General features: G+C 60.7%; 20 protein-coding genes. 10 read left to right on the top strand and 10 right to left on the bottom strand.

Features of this window, described 5'->3' with window-relative positions; translation table 11 throughout:
- Window positions 1–178 precede the first annotated feature (178 nt).
- Together xdhA and IM739_RS16175 are read right to left on the bottom strand one after the other, a co-directional pair.
- On the bottom strand, window positions 179–1,648 hold the full coding sequence (gene xdhA / locus IM739_RS16180; RefSeq protein WP_237368717.1) for a xanthine dehydrogenase small subunit: 1,470 nt from the start codon (window positions 1,646–1,648) through the stop codon (window positions 179–181).
- Between the two features lie 86 nt (window positions 1,649–1,734).
- Window positions 1,735–2,508, bottom strand: a complete 774-nt coding sequence (locus IM739_RS16175; protein WP_237368716.1) for a 3-hydroxybutyrate dehydrogenase — start codon at window positions 2,506–2,508, stop codon at window positions 1,735–1,737.
- Between the two features lie 230 nt (window positions 2,509–2,738).
- Here IM739_RS16175 and IM739_RS16170 point away from each other — a divergent pair, with 230 nt between their 5' ends.
- Entirely contained in the window at window positions 2,739–3,785 is a 1,047-nt protein-coding gene (locus IM739_RS16170; RefSeq protein WP_237368715.1) for an LLM class flavin-dependent oxidoreductase, read from the top strand.
- A 48-nt stretch (window positions 3,786–3,833) separates the two neighbouring features.
- The gene (gene map / locus IM739_RS16165) at window positions 3,834–4,586 is read left to right on the top strand and encodes a type I methionyl aminopeptidase (RefSeq protein ID WP_237368714.1); all 753 of its coding nucleotides are present in this window, start codon (window positions 3,834–3,836) and stop codon (window positions 4,584–4,586) included.
- Between the two features lie 167 nt (window positions 4,587–4,753).
- On the opposite strand, the gene IM739_RS16160 is transcribed toward map, so the two are convergent.
- On the bottom strand, window positions 4,754–4,984 hold the full coding sequence (locus IM739_RS16160) for a hypothetical protein (protein ID WP_237368713.1): 231 nt from the start codon (window positions 4,982–4,984) through the stop codon (window positions 4,754–4,756).
- A gap of 181 nt (window positions 4,985–5,165) precedes the next feature.
- Between IM739_RS16160 and IM739_RS16155 the strand changes: the two genes are divergently transcribed.
- Together IM739_RS16155 and sbmA are read left to right on the top strand one after the other, a co-directional pair.
- A complete protein-coding gene (locus tag IM739_RS16155; RefSeq protein WP_237368712.1) occupies window positions 5,166–6,353 on the top strand; it encodes a YbfB/YjiJ family MFS transporter in 1,188 nt (395 codons plus the stop codon).
- A gap of 131 nt (window positions 6,354–6,484) precedes the next feature.
- Window positions 6,485–7,762 carry a peptide antibiotic transporter SbmA gene (gene sbmA, locus IM739_RS16150; RefSeq protein WP_237368711.1) on the top strand — a complete coding sequence of 426 codons (1,278 nt, stop codon included), beginning with the start codon at window positions 6,485–6,487 and terminating at the stop codon, window positions 7,760–7,762.
- 33 nt (window positions 7,763–7,795) lie between these two features.
- Here sbmA and IM739_RS16145 read toward each other — a convergent pair whose 3' ends face one another.
- Entirely contained in the window at window positions 7,796–8,830 is a 1,035-nt protein-coding gene (locus tag IM739_RS16145; RefSeq protein WP_237368710.1) for a polysaccharide deacetylase, read from the bottom strand.
- 126 nt (window positions 8,831–8,956) lie between these two features.
- On the opposite strand from IM739_RS16145, the gene IM739_RS16140 reads away from it, so the two are divergent.
- From IM739_RS16140 to der, 3 genes are all read left to right on the top strand, one after another.
- Window positions 8,957–9,535, top strand: a complete 579-nt coding sequence (locus tag IM739_RS16140; RefSeq protein WP_237368709.1) for an NnrU family protein — start codon at window positions 8,957–8,959, stop codon at window positions 9,533–9,535.
- A 107-nt stretch (window positions 9,536–9,642) separates the two neighbouring features.
- The gene (locus IM739_RS16135) at window positions 9,643–10,314 is read left to right on the top strand and encodes a tetratricopeptide repeat protein (RefSeq protein ID WP_237368708.1); all 672 of its coding nucleotides are present in this window, start codon (window positions 9,643–9,645) and stop codon (window positions 10,312–10,314) included.
- Between the two features lie 38 nt (window positions 10,315–10,352).
- Window positions 10,353–11,771: a ribosome biogenesis GTPase Der gene (der, locus tag IM739_RS16130; protein ID WP_237368707.1), complete on the top strand. Its 1,419-nt coding sequence runs from the start codon at window positions 10,353–10,355 to the stop codon at window positions 11,769–11,771.
- Between the two features lie 9 nt (window positions 11,772–11,780).
- Here der and IM739_RS16125 read toward each other — a convergent pair whose 3' ends face one another.
- The gene (locus IM739_RS16125; RefSeq protein ID WP_237368706.1) at window positions 11,781–12,857 is read right to left on the bottom strand and encodes a glycosyltransferase family 4 protein; all 1,077 of its coding nucleotides are present in this window, start codon (window positions 12,855–12,857) and stop codon (window positions 11,781–11,783) included.
- Window positions 12,858–13,058: 201 nt separating this feature from the next.
- Between IM739_RS16125 and bglA the strand changes: the two genes are divergently transcribed.
- Window positions 13,059–14,720: a beta-galactosidase BglA gene (gene bglA, locus IM739_RS16120; protein ID WP_237368705.1), complete on the top strand. Its 1,662-nt coding sequence runs from the start codon at window positions 13,059–13,061 to the stop codon at window positions 14,718–14,720.
- Window positions 14,721–14,747: 27 nt separating this feature from the next.
- On the opposite strand, the gene IM739_RS16115 is transcribed toward bglA, so the two are convergent.
- Entirely contained in the window at window positions 14,748–15,650 is a 903-nt protein-coding gene (locus IM739_RS16115; RefSeq protein ID WP_237368704.1) for an AraC family transcriptional regulator, read from the bottom strand.
- 206 nt (window positions 15,651–15,856) lie between these two features.
- On the opposite strand from IM739_RS16115, the gene IM739_RS16110 reads away from it, so the two are divergent.
- Complete coding sequence (locus IM739_RS16110) at window positions 15,857–15,994, top strand: hypothetical protein (RefSeq protein ID WP_237368703.1); 138 nt, start codon at window positions 15,857–15,859, stop codon at window positions 15,992–15,994.
- A 70-nt stretch (window positions 15,995–16,064) separates the two neighbouring features.
- Window positions 16,065–16,352 carry an Atu4866 domain-containing protein gene (locus tag IM739_RS16105; RefSeq protein ID WP_237371095.1) on the top strand — a complete coding sequence of 96 codons (288 nt, stop codon included), beginning with the start codon at window positions 16,065–16,067 and terminating at the stop codon, window positions 16,350–16,352.
- A 24-nt stretch (window positions 16,353–16,376) separates the two neighbouring features.
- On the opposite strand, the gene IM739_RS16100 is transcribed toward IM739_RS16105, so the two are convergent.
- Genes IM739_RS16100 through ade form a run of 4 tightly spaced genes read right to left on the bottom strand, consistent with a single transcriptional unit; the run spans window position 16,377 to window position 19,458 of the window.
- Window positions 16,377–17,165 carry a potassium channel family protein gene (locus IM739_RS16100; RefSeq protein WP_237368702.1) on the bottom strand — a complete coding sequence of 263 codons (789 nt, stop codon included), beginning with the start codon at window positions 17,163–17,165 and terminating at the stop codon, window positions 16,377–16,379.
- 11 nt (window positions 17,166–17,176) lie between these two features.
- Window positions 17,177–17,446 (bottom strand): Txe/YoeB family addiction module toxin, encoded by a 270-nt coding sequence (locus IM739_RS16095; protein ID WP_272911321.1) that lies wholly within the window; start codon window positions 17,444–17,446, stop codon window positions 17,177–17,179.
- The gene (locus IM739_RS16090) at window positions 17,443–17,709 is read right to left on the bottom strand and encodes a type II toxin-antitoxin system Phd/YefM family antitoxin (RefSeq protein ID WP_237368701.1); all 267 of its coding nucleotides are present in this window, start codon (window positions 17,707–17,709) and stop codon (window positions 17,443–17,445) included. The genes IM739_RS16095 and IM739_RS16090 overlap by 4 nt, the downstream gene beginning before the upstream one ends.
- Window positions 17,710–17,763: 54 nt before the next feature.
- A complete protein-coding gene (ade, locus tag IM739_RS16085; RefSeq protein WP_237368700.1) occupies window positions 17,764–19,458 on the bottom strand; it encodes an adenine deaminase in 1,695 nt (564 codons plus the stop codon).
- Window positions 19,459–19,494: the final 36 nt, after the last annotated feature.

Here is a 19,494-nt window from a genome sequence, read left to right as displayed (position 1 = left end):
GGGCCTCCAATTTCTACCCTCCCGTTGAGGGGGAGTGTCGGAGCGTAGCTCCGGGGAGGGGTGATTTGGGGCATCCTCCACGTGTTGTTGTCGATTGAACGAGCGGGGTCGGTCACCCCCACCCGCCGCTTTGCGGCGACCTCCCCCCTCAAGAGGGAGGTGGAGAACGATCTGCGCATCACGCCTCCTCCGGTTCGAACCGGTGCAGTTCCTGCGGCGTTCCCGCGCTTTCCAGGAAAAACCGCGTGAGCAGGTTTTTCGCGGTCAGCTGACGATAGTCCGCGCTGGCGCGCCAGTCGGTCAGCGGGTGATAGTCGATGTCGAAAGCCGCCCTTGCCGCGTCGACGGCGTCCTGGGTGAACGGTTTGCCATAAAGCGCCGCCTCGACGGACCGTGCCCGTTTCGGGGTTGCCGCCATGCCGCCGAAGGCTATGCGGATATGGGTGACGATGCCGGCTGCGTCACGCTCCAGGTGGAAGGCGCCGCAGAGGGCGGAAATATCTTCGTCGCGACGCTTGGAGATCTTGTAGACCGCGACATGGCTTTCTGGTTTCGGCCGCGGCACGAAGAGGCGCTCGACGAATTCGCCGGGCTGGCGATCTTGCTTGCCGTAGTGGATGAAGAAGTCCTCGAGCGGCATTGTGCGCGTGCCCGTTGCCGAACGCAGGGTGACCGTGGCGCCAAGCGCGATCAGCACGGGTGGCGTGTCACCGATCGGTGAGCCATTGGCAACATTGCCGCCGATCGTGCCCATGTTGCGCACCTGCTGGCCGCCGATGCGTTCGATCAGCCGGGCAAAGGCCGGGATTTCCCGCCGCAGTGTCTCGAAGGCGGTGCTATAGCTGACGCCGGCACCCAGCGTAATGCCGGTATCGTCGACGATGACGTCCTGCAATTCGCCGAGATGGTTGATGAAGATAACGGGATCGAGAACGCGCATCTGCTTGGTGACCCAGAGCCCGACGTCGGTTGCGCCGGCAACGATGGTGGCCTTGGGATGGGCTGCGAGCGTCTCGGCCAGCGCTTCGACCGAACCCGGGACAACCAGCCGGCGGCCATCGCCTTCAACCCGGATCGTTTCGCGGGTCGTCAGTTCCTCAAGACGCGCGACGATGTTGGCGCGTTCGCGTTCCAGCGGATCGAAGAGGGCGGACGGGCGCATGCGGGCGACAAGCTCGGCCGCCTTGACGATCGGTTCGTAGCCGGTGCAGCGACAGAGATTGCCTTGCAGGGCGCGCTCGATCTCGGCCCGGCCCGGGTTTTCCGATGCCAACCACAGACCATAAAGCGACATGACGAAACCCGGCGTGCAGAAGCCGCATTGCGAACCATGACAGTCGACCATGGCCTGCTGCACCGGATGCAGCGTGCCGTCTCTTGTGGCAAGATGCTCGACGGTCACGACATGGGTGGCGTTGAGCGATCCGACGAAGCGGATGCAGGCGTTGACCGTTTCATAATGCAGCCTGCCGCCGGACAGCCGCCCGACCAGTACGGTGCAGGCGCCGCAATCGCCTTCGGCGCAGCCTTCCTTCGACCCGGTCAACCGGCGCTTCAGGCGCAGGAAGTCCAGCAGCGTCTCGGTCGGGTCGACGGTCGAAAGGGCGATGTCCTCGCCGTTGAGGATGAAGCGGATGCTATCTGCCATAAACGATCACTGTCTCCTGGATGTATCTGCCCGAAACGCGCTGCGCACTTGCCGGATGGTGGGCGGCGCAGCGCGATCTTTCAAGTCTATTGTGCCGTCCAGCCGCCATCTATCGAGATAGACGTGCCGGTAACCTGGGCTGCCGCGTCGCTGGCAAGATAAAGCGCGAGCGCTGCCACCTGATCCACTTCGACAAATTCCTTGGTCGCCTGAAGATGCAGCATGACATCGTTTTTCACCTGGTCCTCCGAGATGCCGCGTGCCTTGGCCGTGTCGGGGATCTGCTTTTCGACCAAAGGCGTCAGCACGTAGCCGGGGCAGATCGCGTTGACCGTAATCCCGTCGCGCGCTGTTTCGAGCGCAACAGTCTTGGTCAGGCCGAGAATGCCGTGCTTGGCGGTGACATAGGCCGACTTGAAAGGCGAAGCGACGAGGCCATGGGCGGAAGCTATGTTGATGATGCGACCTTTCTTGCGTGCCTTCATCCCGGGGATGGCAGCGCGAATCGAGTGAAAGGCGCTCGACATGTTGATGGCGATGATCAGGTCCCATTTCTCGATCGGGAACTCTTCGATCGGCGCCACATGCTGGATGCCCGCATTGTTGACAAGTACGTCGATGCCGCCGAATTCGCGATCTGCGGTGGCGATCAGGTCGGCAATTTCTGCGGGCTTCGACATGTCAGCGCCATGATAGAGCGCCCTGCCGCCCGCTTCTTCCAGCGATTGGCGGATCGTTTCGATTTCGGCCGCATCACCGAAGCCATTGATCACCACATTGGCACCTTCGGCGGCGAAGGCGCGGGCGATGCCCAGTCCAATGCCGCTGGTGGAGCCGGTTACGACGACAGTTCTTTTCATCAGATTGATCCCTTTTCGACGAATGCCGATGGATGACGGGCGTTTTGTTGCGCCCGCGAAGACAAAGGTTAGTCCCAAAGGAAGTTCCCGTGCAACGACGTTTTGCCGCAGCCGGCGAGCGCCGAGCCGTCGTGCACCGGAAATGCGACACAGTGTTCGTCGCGCACCTCTTTGCCGACGCGGGCAAAAACTCTATGTCAGTCAAATACAAACGTCATCGGAGTGTCATCGTGGAACTTGGTCTTTATACATTTGCAGACGTCGATCCGAATGCGGCCAGCAAGGGGGTGGAGGCCAAGCGTCGGGTTGACGAATTGCTTGAAGAGATCAAGCTTGCCGATGAGGTTGGACTTGATGTCTTCGGTCTTGGCGAACATCACCGCCCTGACTACATGGCGTCGTCCCCGGCGACCATTCTTGCGGCGGCGGCGGTGCAAACGAAGAACATTCGGCTTTCAAGCGCCGTGACGGTGCTGAGCTCGGATGATCCGGTACGGGTCTTCCAGCAGTTTGCCACGGTCGATCTGCTGTCGAATGGCCGTGTCGAGATGATGGCGGGCCGCGGGTCGTTCATCGAAAGCTTCCCGCTGTTCGGCTATGAACTTGAGGACTACGACCTGCTGTTTGCCGAAAAGCTGCAGTTGCTGATGGAAATCCGCGAGAACGAAGTGGTGACCTGGGAAGGCGAGACCCGCAAACCGATCAAGGGGCGTGGCGTCTATCCTCGTCCTTTGCAGGACCCATTGCCGCTGTGGATCGCCATCGGCGGCACGCCGCAATCGGCAGCGCGCGCCGGTTACCTCGGTCTGCCGCTTGCACTCGCCATCATCGGCGGCGAGCCGCATCGTTTTGCCCCGCTTTTCGATCTCTATCGCCAGAGTGCGTCCAAGGCCGGCGTCGATCCAGCAACGCTGAAAACCAGCATCAACGTGCATGGCTTCATTCACGACACGACCGAAACGGCGGCCGATATCTTCTACGCACCGCAGGCCGAGGTGATGAACCGCATCGGTCGTGAGCGCGGCTGGGGGCCGACGAACCGGGCGCATTTCGATGCGTCGCGCGGTCCGCGTGGTGCGCTGTTCGTCGGCGATCCGGAGAGTGTCGCCGAAAAGATCGTCGCCCAGCACGAAATCTTCAAGAACGACCGCTTCCTGTTGCAGATGGCGATCGGGCCGATGCCGCACAAGGAAATCATGCGTGGCATCGAGCTTTACGGCACAAAAGTCGCGCCGCTGGTGCGTCAGGCGTTGACGTCGAAGGCTTCGGCTGCGTAATCAGCCGGACTTCGAAAATAGTGTGCCGCTTGCGGCTGAAAGACCAAGATGATCGTTCAAAGCGATGAAGACCTGACGCATCTGAAAGACATCGGCCGTCTGTGTGCGGTGGCCGTCAAGACGATGGCGGCAGCGCTTGAGCCGGGGATCACCACGCGCGAACTCGACCTGATCGGACGCAAGGTGCTGGAAGACAACGGCGCACGTTCTGCGCCGGAACTCTGCTATGAGTTTCCGGGGGCGACCTGCATCAGCGTCAACGAGGAAGTGGCGCACGGCATTCCCGGTGACAGGATCATCAAGGCTGGGGATCTCGTCAACATCGACGTCTCGGCGGAAAAAAACGGCTTCTTCGGCGATACCGGCTCGTCCTTCATCGTGCCTCCGGGCACGGCGAAGATCGAACGGCTGTTGCGCGATGGCAAGCGGGCACTGTGGGTCGGGCTCAATCAGGTCAAGACCGGCCAGCCGATGGCCAATATCGGCAATGCGATCGGGACGTTCGCCAAGAAGAACCGCTATACGCTGATCCAGAATCTGGCCAGCCACGGCGTCGGTCATTCGCTGCACGAGGAGCCGAAGGAGCTATCGACCTGGCCTGATCCGGACGAGACGCGGATCATGGAGGATGGTCTGGTCTTTACCATCGAGCCTTTCCTGTCGCTCGGCGGCATCTGGGCCGAGGACGGCGAAAAGGATAACTGGACGCTGTTCAGCGAGCCGAGTGCGCCGACGGTTCAGTTCGAGCACACGATCGTGGTGACCCGCAACGGGCCACTGGTGCTGACGCTGGCGGACTGAGTTGCGGGCATAGCGCTGCCTTGATCGGCATGCCGGCCCCTTCTTCCCATCGAGGGGAAGAAGGATCATTTTCTATCGCGCCCTTTCCCTTTGCCTGATTGCTGGGAGAGGGTGCAGTATCGGTTGCCGGCCGTCGGCTTCGATGTGCAGATCGCGCAGAGGATGCGTTACGCCGAGAAGCCGATCGTTATCCCCTTCTTGCGGAAGAAGGATTGCATGATCTTGCGGCCCTGGCGATTGGACTGGGCGAGCTTTGCGGGTTCGAATACGGCTTCCTTCACACCTTCCTTTGCCATGGCGGCCTTGAGGGCGGTGACGTGGAGGTCCAGATCTTCGTTATCGTTGTTGATCGACACGTAGATGTTGTCGATCGCCTGTTGCAGGGTCAGGTCGCTCATGGTGGTGCTCCTTGGATATTTGCCTCTCCACTAGCGAATTCTGTCGCAAGAGCAAGCCGGTGTTTGCGAAACTGCCGTTTGCGGAACCGTCTGCCATTCGGTTCCCGCATTCAAGTCTGTGAAGGATGGCATCAGCAATACTCGTTTGTCGCTTGCTTGTTGCGATGCGATAAGCGGCGCCATGCATGATACAAGTCCGAAAGACGTCAATCTCGCCAAGACAGCGATCGCCGGCGCACTGGCCATGGCCGCTGCCATGGGCTTCGGACGTTTCGTCTTCACCCCGATCCTGCCGGGCATGATCAGCGGCCTTCCGCTTTCCTCTTCGGATGCCGGGCTGATCGCCGCCGGCAATTTTGTCGGATATCTCGTCGGTGCGGTGCTTGCTGCCTATGGCTGGGCGACCGGTCGTGAGCGGAAAATCGGCCTCGGCGCACTTGCCGCAAGCTCGTTGCTGCTGGTGGCGATGGGCGTGGCCAGTGATGTTGCGGTGTTCATTCTCATCCGCTTTGCAGCCGGCGTCGCCAGCGCCTTTTCGATGATCTTCATCTCGTCGATCGTGCTGGCACATGCCGCGGCGCGCGGCAGTGAAACAACACAGACGGTGCATTTCGGCGGCGTGGGCTTCGGTATCGCACTCTCCTCCCTCGTCGTCTTTATCGCCTCGAAGCTCAGCCAGCCGGGTGCGGCGGCCTGGCGGATCGACTGGCTTTACAGCGCCGGCGTGACGCTGGTGCTTCTTGCGATTGCCTGGTGGCTGTTTCCGCAGGCTCCGTTGCGAGCGGGCGGGCCTGCTGCCGAGCCGAAACTTGTCTGGCGGCGGCCACTAATTCTGCTGACCCTCTCCTACGGGTTGTTCGGCTTCGGATACGTGGTCACGGCAACCTTCATCGTCACCATGGCGCGGATGTCGAATGCCGGGCCGTTCATCGAGTTTCTCAGCTGGTTCGTGACGGGGATTGCGGCTGCCGCTTCCCTCTTCCTCTGGCGACCGGTGATGGTGCGGATCGGCCTGTTTGCCGCCTATGGCGCGGCGCTGTTGATCCAGTCGTTCGGGGTAGCGGCAACCGTCGCCCTGCCTGTGTCGGCGGCACCGCTGGTCGGCGGGTTGCTGCTCGGCCTGACATTCATGACCGTCACGGCCTATGGCCTGAGGCTCGGCCGGGTGCTTGCACCCGAGAGCCCGCGCCGGGCGCTGGCGCTGATGACCGCTGCCTTCGGAATCGGCCAGATCATCGGCCCGGTGGTTGCCGGGACATTGGCCGAACGCAGCGGCAGCTTTGCCGCGCCGACGCTGGTGGCGGCGGCCGTGCTGGCCGTGTCGTTCCTGCTGGTCCTGCCGCTGGTTCGTCACCACGCTGAAAAATGAAGGTTTGGTAACTGTGAATAGCTGCGGGTAATTCCGCCACATTTAGGCGATGGCATTGCTGGTGTTGAGGTTCTGCCCTAGGTTCGGCGCACCTCCAAGTCTGTCCCGACACCTCACGAAAGCAGCCTTCCGTGTTTCAATCCTTCTTCCCGAAGCCCAAGCTATTCTTCTCCTCCTTCGTTGTCTGGACCCTTCTTTCTGTTCTCGTCTGGTATTTTTTCGGCGAGCAGATGGGCGCAGCCGTAGGCCTTCCGCCTCCGCCGGCCGATGCCGAGCCGATCATCAACCTCAGCTTCTTCCTGACGAACTCCTATTTGTGGTTCTACATCTATGCTGCGGTCTGGTCGGTTGCCTTCGGCCTGTTCTGGCAGTTCTATGCCAAGGACCATCCATGGCGGTTCTGGTCGATCTGGGGCACGATGTTCATCATCTTCGCCACCTATTTCGACGTGCAGGTCTCGGTTCTGCTGAACAACTGGCGGCGGCCCTTCGGCGACCTTCTGCAGAATGCGCTGCAGGGTAAGCCGGGTATCACGACCGGGGACTTCTACAGCCTGATGATCACGTTCTGGAGCATCGCCTTCCTGAACGTCTTCGTTTTCGTCATCGTCCGCTTCTTTGTCAGCCACTACATCTTCCGCTGGCGCACGGCGATGAACGAATACTACATGTCGAAATGGCAGAAGTTGCGTCACATCGAAGGTGCCTCGCAGCGTGTCCAGGAGGATACGATGCGTTTTGCCTCGACCTTCGAGGGCCTCGGCGTCAGCCTGATCGATGCGGTGATGAACCTCATCGCCTTCCTGCCGATCCTCTTCGTGCTGTCCAGCTACGTCACCGAGTTGCCGATCATCGGCGCGGTTCCGCACAGCCTGTTCTGGCTCGCCTTGATCTGGTCGGTGTTCGGCACGGCGCTTCTGGCGCTCGTCGGTATCAAGCTTCCGGGCCTTGAATTCCGCAACCAGCGGGTCGAGGCGGCGTACCGCAAGGAACTCGTCTACGGCGAGGACAACGCAAATCGGGCCCAGCCGCTGACCATCGCGGAGTTGTTCTCGAATGTCCGGAAAAACTATTTCCGGCTCTATTTCCACTACACCTACTTCAACCTGGCGCGTTCCTTCTACGGTCAGGCCGACGCGCTGTTCCTGATCTTCATGCTGGTTCCGACCATCGTGGCGGTGAAGATCACCTATGGTATCTATCAGCAGATCGCCACGGCCTTCGGACAGGTGTCGAACTCGTTCCAGTATCTGGTCAATGTCTGGCCGACGATCGTCGAGTTGCTTTCGATCCACAAGCGTCTGCGTGCCTTCGAAGCGGCGATCGACAACGAGCCGTTGCCGGAAATCGACCAACGGTATCTGGAGCGGGAAGCCGACGAGGGCGAGATGGGTGCGAACCGTCCCTGATCGGGGACGGTCGCCAGACACGCAATCTGCGTTTCAGAATGACGAAGTGGCCGGTTCCCGGCCACTTTGCTTTTGCAGCATGTCGATGGCTTCGGAATAGGTGACGCAGGCAACGTCCGGCTTGTTGCAGACCTCGCCGACAAGGCGCTCCATGGCGGCCCAGTAGGCGCCGCCGTTCATCTCGACGAAATGCAGGCCGATCTGCAAGGGGATACGGTCGCCATTATACTGTCGGTCGAAAGCGGCGCGGAAGGCGTCATAGCTGCGCGCCTCAAATTCGGCTGCCTTGCTCGGATGATCGATGCCAGCGGAATGGCGGATGAAGAGATTGTAGTCCATGGCTACGATGCGGCGCTGCCGGGGACCTTCAGGGATCAGTGGCAGTCCAAAACGTGTCACCTCTCCTTCGAGCGTGGGCAGCAGCGGATCGCGTGTTACAGGACTGGCGTCATAGCGGAAGCCATGGTCCCGTTCGGCGTCGTAAAGGCTGTTGGGCGCCGAGAGATAGGGCGCGCGAAAACCAACGATACCCGTGGCGACAAACTCCGCCCATGCCGCGGGTTCCCGATCGGCAAGACCGTTGTCCTTCCAGGCGTTGGCGAGGACGCGGTCGAAGGATGTCATTTCGGTCAGCCAGTCCTGTTTGGACCAGTCCTTACCGTCGAAATGGCCGCAGGTATGGTTGGCGATCTCGTGGCCTTCGAGGTGGGCGCTCCAGACATTGTCGAGCCGCGCCGTCACATCGGCGACAGTGGGGGCAAAGCCGATATTGGATCGGCCGGCCTTCTTGCCTGGTCCCTTGTAGGTACTCGAACGCTCGCGAGGGATCAGCGTGGTGCAGGAGAGAAAATAGGTGAAGCGGGCATTGGAACGCTTCGCGATGGCGCGGCTGCGTTCCCAGAGCCGATTGTCATGGGCGCCGTCGAAGGAGATGAGCAGCAATTGCTTCGACTTTTGTTGGCTTTCGCTGACGTCCGGTGCTGCGCCGATTGTCGCAGGGCCATGCGGCTCGGCAGCGACGGTTGTCGCGGTGAGGGCAAGGGAAATGGCGAACATCGAACGCAACATGCTTTGGCCTGACAAAAATCAAAGCAGGCGTCCTTTCATCCAAATGCGGCGAAGCTTTGAACGGACTGGAATTTCACCACGCGGACCAGTAAGGCTTTGCCATTCTCAATCGAAAGGTTCTTGCAGATGACGCTTCTGATTCTCGGTATCATCCTGTTCATAGGCGTCCACATGATCCGCGTCGTCGTTCCGGGCTTTCGCCAGGCGATGATTGCAAAACTGGGACGCGGCGGATGGGGCGGGCTGCATTCGGTCCTGAGCATCGGCTCGCTGGCCGTGCTGGTCTGGGGCTATGCGGCGGCACCGATCGTCAATCTGTGGTTCCCGCCGATGGGCATGAACCATCTGACCGTCACGCTGATGCTGTTTGCCTCGATCTGTCTGGTTGCCGGCCTGCTGCCGGCCGGTCACATCGCCATGAAGACCAAGCATCCGGTGGTGCTGGCGGTAAAGATCTGGGCGCTGGCGCATCTGCTGTCGAACGGCGATCTTCGCTCGGTGCTGCTGTTTGTCGCGTTTCTCGCCTGGGGCGTCGTGTTGCGGATCAACTACAAGCGCCGTCTGCGGGCCGGCGAGATCGTGCCTCAGGCATTCGTGTCGGTCAGGTTCGACGCCTATGCCGTGGTCGGCGGCATCGCGCTTTGGGCGCTGATCACCTTCTGGCTGCACGAGATCTTGATCGGTGTTGCACCGCTTGCCATGTGAGCCTGAAGTCTTTTGACGGTTTTCCCCTTACAAGCGGGCAAAAATCGGTTAGAAGGCCGCTCACGCAGTGAAATGCATGGAAAGGCCGGCAGTGTCCGGGAATGAGTATGGTTGACAACAACGACAGCTTTATCCGCGAAGTGAACGAGGAGCTGCGCTCCGACCAGGTGCGCAATGCCTGGAAGCGCTACAGCCGGTTCATCATCGCCGCCGCGGTGCTGATCGTTGTCGGCACAGCCGGTCACCGGCTGTGGAACCATTGGCACTCGACCCAGGCTTCGGATGCCGGCGACAAGTTCCTGGCGGCGCTCAGCCTTGCGGACCAGGGCAAGAATGACGAGGCGGAAGCTGCCTTGAAGGCGCTCGAGCAGGATGGCTATGGCGCCTATGGCGTGCTTGCCCGTTTTCGGGCTGCAACAGTTCTCGGCCAGAAGGGTGACCAGGCTGCGGCGGTTTCGTCGTTCCAGGCCATCAGTCAGGATACATCCGTGCCGGAGATCATCCGCAACACGGCCAAGATCCGTGCCGCCTGGCTGCTGGTCGATGCCGGCACTTATGAGCAGGTTTCGGCTGAGGTCGAAGCCATGGCAACGCCGACCAATGCCCTGCGCCACGGCGCACGCGAAGCGCTCGGTCTTTCCGCTTACAAGGCTGGCGACATGACCCGGGCCCGCGAATGGTTCGAACAGATCACCGAGGATGCCGAGGCGCCGCGCAATGTTGCGAACCGCGCCCAGATGCTTCTCGACAACATCACGGCTTCCGGCAAGGCGCCGTAAGCCAGCTTGGGCGCATGCGCCCGGAAGGACGAAGTTTCATGAGTTTCACCGTCGCCATCGTCGGGCGCCCGAATGTCGGCAAGTCGACGCTGTTCAACCGTCTGGTTGGCAAGAAGCTGGCGCTTGTCGATGACACGCCGGGGGTCACGCGCGACCGGCGTCCGGGCGATGCCAAGCTCGTGGACCTGCGTTTCACCATCATCGATACCGCCGGTCTGGAAGAGACTGGTCCCGATACGCTCGAAGGCCGCATGCGCGCCCAGACCGAAATGGCGATCGACGATGCGGATCTGACGCTGTTCGTGGTCGATGCCAAGTACGGCCTGACGCCGCTCGACAAGACATTTGGCGAACTGCTGCGTCGTCGTGGCAAGCCGGTGGTTCTGGTGGCCAACAAGTCGGAAGCCAAGGGTTCCGACGGCGGTTTCTATGACGCCTATACGCTCGGGCTTGGCGAACCGGTTCCGATCTCGGCCGAACATGGCCAGGGCATGATCGATCTGCGCGATGCCATCGTCGAGGCAATCGGCGAGGACGTGGCCTTCCCGGAAGAGATCGAAGAGCCGGAAACCGATGTCGACCTTCGCGACGACGAGGAATTCGACGAAGACTACGAGCCGGAATACGACGACAGCAAGCCGCTGCGCGTGGCGATCATCGGTCGCCCCAATGCCGGAAAGTCGACACTGATCAACCGTTTCCTCGGCGAAGACCGTCTTTTGACGGGACCGGAAGCCGGCATTACCCGCGACAGCATCTCGGTCGAGTGGGACTGGCGCGGCCGGATGATCAAGATGTTCGACACCGCCGGCATGCGCAAGAAGGCGCGCGTCCAGGAGAAGCTCGAGAAGCTTTCCGTGGCGGATTCGCTGCGCTCGATCCGCTTTGCCGAAACCGTCGTGATCGTCTTCGATTCGACCATTCCGTTCGAAAAGCAGGATCTGCAGCTGGTGGATCTTGTGATCCGCGAAGGCCGCGCTGCGGTTCTCGCCTTCAACAAATGGGACCTCGTCGAGGATCCGCAGGCGTTTCTGGCAGACCTGCGCGAAAAGACCGAGCGTCTCTTGCCGCAGGCGCGCGGTATCCGTGCGGTTCCCATGTCCGGCCAGACCGGCTATGGCCTCGACAAGCTGATGCAGGCGGTGATCGATACCGACCGCGTGTGGAACCGCCGCATTTCGACAGCCAGGCTCAATCGCTGGCTCGACAGCCAGCAGATCCAGCATCCGCCACCGGCCGTCTCCGGGCGCCGTCTGAAGCTGAAATACATGACGCAGATCAAGGCTCGCCCGCCGGCATTCATGATTTCGTGCACGCGGCCGGAAGCTGTTCCGGAAAGCTATATCCGCTACCTGACGAACGGACTGCGAAATGATTTCGAGATGCCGGGCGTTCCGATCCGCATCCATTTCAAGGCGAGCGACAACCCGTTCGAAAATCGCAAGAGAAGGCGCTAACCGCGCTTGCTAGACGGCATCGGCATCGGCAGATCTTGTGCCGAGCCGTTGCCGCAGGCCGCGTTTGCGCCTCTGCGTTCTAGCTTCCACGACATTGTCGAAGAACTGTTCCGTTGCCGCCTGCCAGGAATAGGTTTCAGCCAGTGCCCGGGCTGCCTCCGGTGACGCCTGCAAGGCGCTGAGGCAGGCAACCAGCAGATCATCGTCGAGGGCGCCGGCTGTCGAGCCTTGCGGAATGATGTCGACGGGACCCGTCACTGGATAGGCTGCGACCGGAACACCGGATGCCAGCGCTTCGAGGATCGTGTTGCCGAAAGTATCCGTTTTCGAAGGGAAGACGAAGACGTCCGCCTCGGCATAGGCGCGGGCGAGGTCGTCGCCATGCTTGACGCCGGTGAAATGCACATCCGGATAACGGGCCTGCAATTCGGCGCGGGCTGGACCATCGCCGACCACCACTTTCGAACCGGGCAGATCGAGATCGAGGAAGGCCGAGAGGTTTTTCTCCACCGCGACCCGACCGACTGTCATGAAGATCGGGCGGGGCAGGCCGAACGGCTTTTCGCTTTTCAGGCGCGGATGGAAGTTCCGGGTGTCGATGCCGCGGCTCCACAGGCAGAGGTTTTTTACGCCAAGGCCCACAAGTTCCCGCCGCAGACTTTCGGTTGCCACCATGCAGGCGCCGCCGCGATTGTGGAACCAGCGCACATAGGCATAGAGCCAGGATGCGCGGATCGGCAGTCGGGCCGCGACATATTCCGGAAAACGGGTGTGGTAGCTGGTGGAAAACGGCTGCTTATTACGGATGCACCAATGCCGGGCCATCAAGCCGAGCGGGCCCTCGGTCGCGATATGCACATAGTCCGGCTGCTGGCTCTTTATCATCCGCCCCACCTGTCCCGGCGTGGCGAGCGACAGACGGATTTCCGGGTAGGTCGGCATGGGGACGCTCGAGAACGGCTCGGGCGTGACCATGCTAACGGTGACGCCCATCTTGACAAGTTCACGATTGGTATTTTCGATCGAGCGCACCACGCCGTTCACCTGCGGGTGCCAGGCATCGGTGACGATGGTCAGTCTCGGCATGGCGGATCGCATTTTCCGGAATCGCATCACGGGGTTGGAGCGATTCCTGCAAGTTTTTCCTGCAAACGATATGGCGGTGGAACATTACAGCCTGATGTCAGTCTTTACGGGACTGCCGAATTGTCGCTCGCGCAGCCGATATGCTCACCTATAGTGAGCCGACCGCCATCGGCCGCTGATTCCCGCCAGAAGGATTGTTCCATGACCAAGACCACCTCCAAGACTGCAGCCACGGCAACCAATCAGGACTGGTGGCGCGGGGCGGTGATCTATCAGGTCTATCCGCGTTCCTTCCAGGATACCAATGGCGACGGCATCGGTGACATCAAGGGCATCACGGAGCGGCTGCCCTATATCGCTTCGCTCGGTGTCGATGCGATCTGGCTGTCGCCCTTCTTCACCTCGCCGATGGCGGACATGGGTTATGACGTGTCGGACTACTGCGATGTCGACCCGATGTTCGGAACGCTGGCCGATTTCGACGCGATGATGAAGGAGGCGCATCGGCTGGGGCTGAAGGTGATGATCGACCAGGTGATCTCCCACACATCCGACCAGCATCCGTGGTTCAAGGAGAGCAGAGCCAGCCGCGACAATCCAAAAGCAGATTGGTATGTCTGGGCTGCGGCAAAACCGGATGGCACGGCGCCGAACAACTGGCTTTCCGTTTTCGGTGGACCGGCATGGGAGTGGGATGGTGTCCGCAAGCAATATTTCATGCACAACTTCCTTGGTTCCCAACCCGACCTCAATTTCCACAACAAGGAAGTGCAGAAGGCGCTTCTGGAAACGGTGAAGTTCTGGCTCGATCGGGGCGTCGACGGATTTCGGCTCGATACGGTGAACTACTACTTCCACGACAAGGAGTTGCGCGACAACCCGCCGCATGCGCCCGATAGCGATGAGGCGGGGCTGGATGCGCCCGATGTCAACCCCTATGGCATGCAGAGCCATCTTTACGACAAGACGCAACCGGAGAATATTGAATTCCTCAAGCGTTTCCGGGCACTTCTGGACCAGTATGAAGGTCGAACGACCGTTGGCGAAGTCGGCGATGGCGCACGGTCGCTGAAAACCGTGGCGGCCTATACCGCCGGCGGCGACAAGCTGCATATGTGCTACACCTTCGATCTGCTCGGCCCCGATTTTACTCCGTCGCATATCCGCCACTGCGTGCAGTCGTTCCAGAGCCAGGTGGCTGATGGCTGGGTGTGCTGGGCATTTTCAAACCATGACGTGAACCGGCATGTCAGTCGATTCATGCAGAATGCCGACGAACGGGCTGCGGTTGCCAAGCTTGCGATCAGCGTGCTGTCGACGCTGCGCGGTTCGGTCTGCCTTTACCAAGGTGAGGAACTGGGCCTGCCGGAAGCGGAACTGCAGTTCGAGGATCTGCGCGACCCCTACGGCATCCGGTTTTGGCCGGCATTTAAGGGGCGCGACGGATGCCGCACGCCGATGGTCTGGGACAAGGCGAAGAAGCAGGCAGGCTTCACTTCAGTGAAGCCGTGGTTGCCGGTATCTGTCGAGCATCAATCCCTTTCAGTCGGCGCGCAGGAGAATGACCCGGACTCGGTTCTGACGCACTACCGGGCGACACTCACGTTTCGCAAATCCCATGCCGCTCTTGCTGATGGCGACATGCATTTTCTGGCCACCAATGAGGATGTGCTGGCATTCACCCGTTCCAAGGGCGACGAACGTCTGCTGTTCGTCTTCAATCTGCGCCGCGGCCCGCAGGAGATCTCGCTGCCGGAGCATCTGAGCGTGAAGCAGGTCTTGGACCTTCCGGGCATGGAGGGGAGGGTCAAGGACGGTTCGGTCATTCTTGGCGCATTGGATGGTTTTTGCGCCAAGATCTGACTTCTGTACTGGGGCTCTGGGCTGGGGTCAGGCCTCGGCCAATTGATCCGGCTGGTTTTTCAACCGGTTGACATCGGCGAGCGGCGGCGCGCCGAACTGCCGGCGGTACTCGCGGCTGAATTGCGACGGACTGTCATAGCCGACCCTGCGGCCGGCCGTTGCCGCATCCATGGCTTCGGTCAGGATTAGCCTGCGCCCCTCCTGCAGTCGCAATTGCTTCTGGTATTGCAGCGGGCTCATGTTGGTCATGGCGCGGAAATGCTCGTGTAGCGACGAACTGCTCATCCTCGCTTCCATCGCCAAGGCCTCGATCGAGAAAGGTCTGTGAAAGTTGTTGCGGATCCAGTTGATCGCGCGATTGACGTTCTGTAGCCGGTGGTTCGGGGTCAGCATCTGGTGCAGCAGGCCGGCATGCTCGCCGCGCAGCAGCAGATAGAGGAGCTCGCGCTCTACGAGAGGCGCGAGGAACGGAATATCCTGCGGGCGGTCCAGCAAAGCTATCAGGCGAACCGCTGCATCGTGCAAGGCGGCCGGGGTTTCGGCCACGCTCAGAGGCTTGCAGGGAGGCGTGGTCTGGGCGATCGGCGCATTCATTTCCAGAACCAGAGTGCCGAGCAGGGCAAGGTCGAGGTCGAGCCGCATGCAGAGATACGGCTCTTCGAAGGTTGCCTCGCAGACATTGCCAATCACCGGCAGGTCCAGCGAGACGACGAGATGGTGACCTGCGCCGTATTCCAGCAGATTTTCGCAGACTTTAAGCTGTTTGCGTCCTTGCGCTATGATGCAGATGGCCGGCTTGTGCACGCCATGCCACGGCTCGCTCGGCTGGCTGGCGCGGATCAGCGTCAGGCGCGGCACGGCAGTTGCCTGCAGTCCTTCTTCGCTGGCGTGTCGTGCAATCAGGTCCCGCAATGCGGTCGATGTTGTCATCGTATCTGTACTCCGAGGTCCCTGCTTCCGGGCGCTTCCAGTGCGTAGTTAGGGACTGGCACGTTTTCTGCCAATTGGAGCATTATGCAATTCGGAGGATTGTGCAATCCTTTCGGGCGTCTGTTCTACCACTTCGCCATTCTGCTTCCCCATATGGAGCTCACCCGCCGATGGACGGTGGGGACGAGATCCCAGGAGGATGTTTCATGACTGCTCTTCAATACCTGCTGGAAAGCCCATTTCGCTGGACACTGTCGGGAACCCGACAGATGTTTGCCTCGATCAAGAACGGTTACGCCGAGCGGCGTGATGCCGACGAGCGGAGACATGGCCTCAATGGCTGATCTGCCGCATGCCACACCGGGGCTGGTCATGCTGATCGCTTCACTCGCATTTCTTGCCTTTTTTGTCCTGATGCCGGTTCGCGCGGACCGGCATCAGTTTATCGATCTTCAGGAGAACGACATGGCCAATCACCCTTACGTCGGATTGTGGGTCACCGGAGACGGTCACATTCGACACGAACTTTTGCCGAGCGGGCGCTATATCGAGGGTCGCGGCAGCCGCGAACGTGCCTATGAAGGGCGCTACGAGATCCGCGGCAGCCAGATCAACTATTGGGACGACAGCGGCTTTATCGCCGATGGTGAATTCCGCAGCGACATCCTCTACCACGGGGGCATGGTGCTCTACAGGCACTGATGACAGGTGAATATCGGACGAGGACTACATACCCTCGTCCGGTATGTTCAGGACATGGCCGCAGGCCTTGCAATGGACCGCATCGGCATCGTGGCGCTGCAGGCCGCATTCGGGGCAGGGGAACGACACCTTGTATGGGCGCACGATCGCCTGGGCGAGCCGGACGAACAGGGATATGCCGATGATCATCGTCACGATCGAGGTGAGCTTACCCGCTGTGCCGGGCAGGGTGATATCGCCGAACCCCGTGGTCGTAACCGTTGCCACGGTGAAGTAGAGCGCATCGATGAAGCCGGAGCCGGCGTCTTCGGCATAGAAGAAGAAGGTATAGACGAAGCCTGTCACCAGGAAGAGGAAGACGACCAGATTGATGAAGGCGGTGACGACATCGACCTGTTCGCGCAGACCGAGACGGTGCAGCATCAGGGTGAACACAGGCCGCTGGACCACGGCCCAGATGCGGGCCACGCGCAGGAAGGCGAAGTTGAACAGCCACTGCGGAAACAGCAGCGTCCCGAGCACGAAGATATCGATCCAGGTCATCGGTTTGGAGATGAACCGGCGTGTGCTGGGTGAAGCAGACCACTGGGCTGTCAGTTCGAGGGCAATCCAGACGGCGATGCCGTAGTCCAGGATCAAGTAGGTCGGCCGATCCCGGAGATAAGGCCCGGCGAGAAAGAAACCGATGATCGCGAGATCGATCACCATCAGGGCGGCCTGGAAACGGATGGCTGCCGTATGATGACCGAAATAGAGGCTGGCAAGGCGCTGGCGGAGATTGGCGAGGGTTCTGGAACTCGTTTCAACGGTCATCTAGGTCTTCTTCAATAGTGATAGCGACATTGCGCGATGATGACCTTTTGGTGGTCGCCGTTCCCGACGACCTGATAGACTAGGCGATGTTCCCGCGTGATGCGACGTGACCAGAAACCCTTCAATGTACCTTGCAATGGCTCGGGCTTTCCTATGCCGATAAAAGACTGGCGAAGGGTGTCGCGAATGAGATCATTGATCCGCTCCAGTGTTTTCCGGTCCTTCTGTTGCCAATAGAGATAGTCCTGCCAGCCGTCACCGGTAAAGGCCAGCCGTATCATCTGGCTCCCAGAAGCGTCTTTACTTCGATCGTTTCATAGCGACCCTCGCGGATTTCGTCGCTGGCGCGCAGAAGCCGTTCCGCATTTGCAGGTGAGGACAGGAGATGGATCGTCTCCATCAGGCTGTCATACTCGTCTTTGCCCATCAGTACGGCTGATGGCTTGTCGCGGCGTATGATTTCGACCGCCGCTGCATCGTCGTTCACCTTGTCGAGCAGACCCGCAAGTTCCGCACGGGCCTTTGAAAAGAAGATCGTATCCATGGTCATCTCCGTACTTGTCCCGATTATTGTACAAGTCGAAGCGTTTGCCAATGTTCACCCGATCAGCATGAACTTGTCGACATCCACCATGCCCTTGTCGGAGATCTTCAGGTGCGGGATGACGGGCAGCGGCAGGAAAGCGACCTGGAGGAAGGGTTCCTGCAAGGTGGTGCCGAGCGCATAGGCGGCCTTGCGCAATTCATGCAGGGTGTCGCGGACGCTTTCGTAGGGTTCCAGGCTCATCAGGCCGGCTACGGGGAGCGGGATTTCGCCGGTCACCCTGCCGTCCTCGACGACGACGAAGCCGCCCTTGATCTCGCCCAGCCGATTGGCGGCAATGGCCATGTCGTCCTCGCTGACGCCGACGACGCAAATATTGTGGCTGTCATGGCCGACGGTCGAGGCGATCGCGCCCTTCTTCAGGCCGAAGCCTTGGACGAAGCCGTTGGCATGGTTGCCATTCTTGCCGTGGCGTTCGATGACGGCGACCTTGATGATGTCACGGTCAAGATCGACCGTGGTCTGATTGCCGGAAGAGGGCAGCCGGTAGCGGCGGTGCTCGGTGATAATCTTGCCTGGAAGCACGCCCATGACCGGGGTCTCGCCGTCGGTGACCGGAACGCCGAAATCGGCCGCCTTGACGATGCGGGCCTTGACGCTGTCGAGGCCAACGGGTGCGACGGGCTTTCGCGTCGCAAAAAGTTCGCCGGTGACGCGGCGGCCGGCGGCGAAGACAATTTCCGCCTTGCAGCTCTCGAGGCTGTCGATCACGACGAGATCTGCACGCCAGCCGGGCGCCACGAGGCCGCGGTCGCGGAGGCCGAAGGCGCGGGCCGCCGAGATCGAGGCGGCACGGTAGACGGGAAGCGGTTCGACGCCATGGCTGATCGCCGTGCGGATCATGTAGTCGAGATGGCCCTCCTCGGCGATATCGAGCGGGTTGCGGTCATCGGTGCAGAGCGCGAGGAAGGGCGACAGGCGTTCTGTGATGATCGGCAACAAGGCATGCAGGTCCTTGGAAACGGACCCTTCGCGCACCAGGATGTGCATGCCCTTGCGGATCTTCTCCATCGCCTCTTCGGCCGTGGTGCATTCGTGCTCGGTGCGAATGCCGGCCGACAGATAGCCGTTCAGGTCGAGGCCGCGCAAAAGCGGTGCATGGCCGTCGATATGGCCGCCCTGAAAGGCCTCGAGCTTGGCCATGCAGATCGGGTCCTTGTGGATCACGCCGGGGAAATTCATGAATTCAGCAAGGCCGATGACCTTGGGATGATCGCGAAAGGGCAGGAGTCGCTCGATGGGCAGGTCTGCGCCGGCAGTCTCCAGATGGGTCGCCGGCACACAGGAGGATAGCTGGACGCGGATGTCCATGATCGTCTGTTCGGCGCTGTCGAGGAAGAACTGGATACCTTCTGTGCCGAGCACATTGGCGATCTCGTGCGGGTCGCAAATGACGGTGGTTACGCCATAGGGCAGGACGCAGCGATCGAATTCATGCGGTGTGACCAGTGAGCTCTCGATATGCAGGTGGGTGTCGATGAAGCCCGGAACGACGATCCGGCCGCTAATGTCGATTTCTTCGCTTCCCGCGTAGCTGCCGCCGGTGCCGACGATGGTGTCGCCGCTGATGGCGATGTCGGACGCGACCAATTCGCCGGTGACCAGGTCGAAGAAGCGGCCACCCTTCAGCACGATGTCAGCCGGCTCGCGGCCGGTGCCCTGGTCGATGCGGCGTTCCAGTGTGCTCATATCGGTCTCCGATTCCTTCGTTGCGGCCAGTGTAGC

Source organism: Rhizobium sp. SL42 (assembly GCF_021729845.1).
In the GTDB taxonomy this organism is placed as follows: Bacteria; Pseudomonadota; Alphaproteobacteria; order Rhizobiales; family Rhizobiaceae; genus Allorhizobium.
The sequence above is the reverse complement of the archived record's forward strand: the minus strand, read 5'-3'. Positions and strand labels throughout refer to the sequence as shown.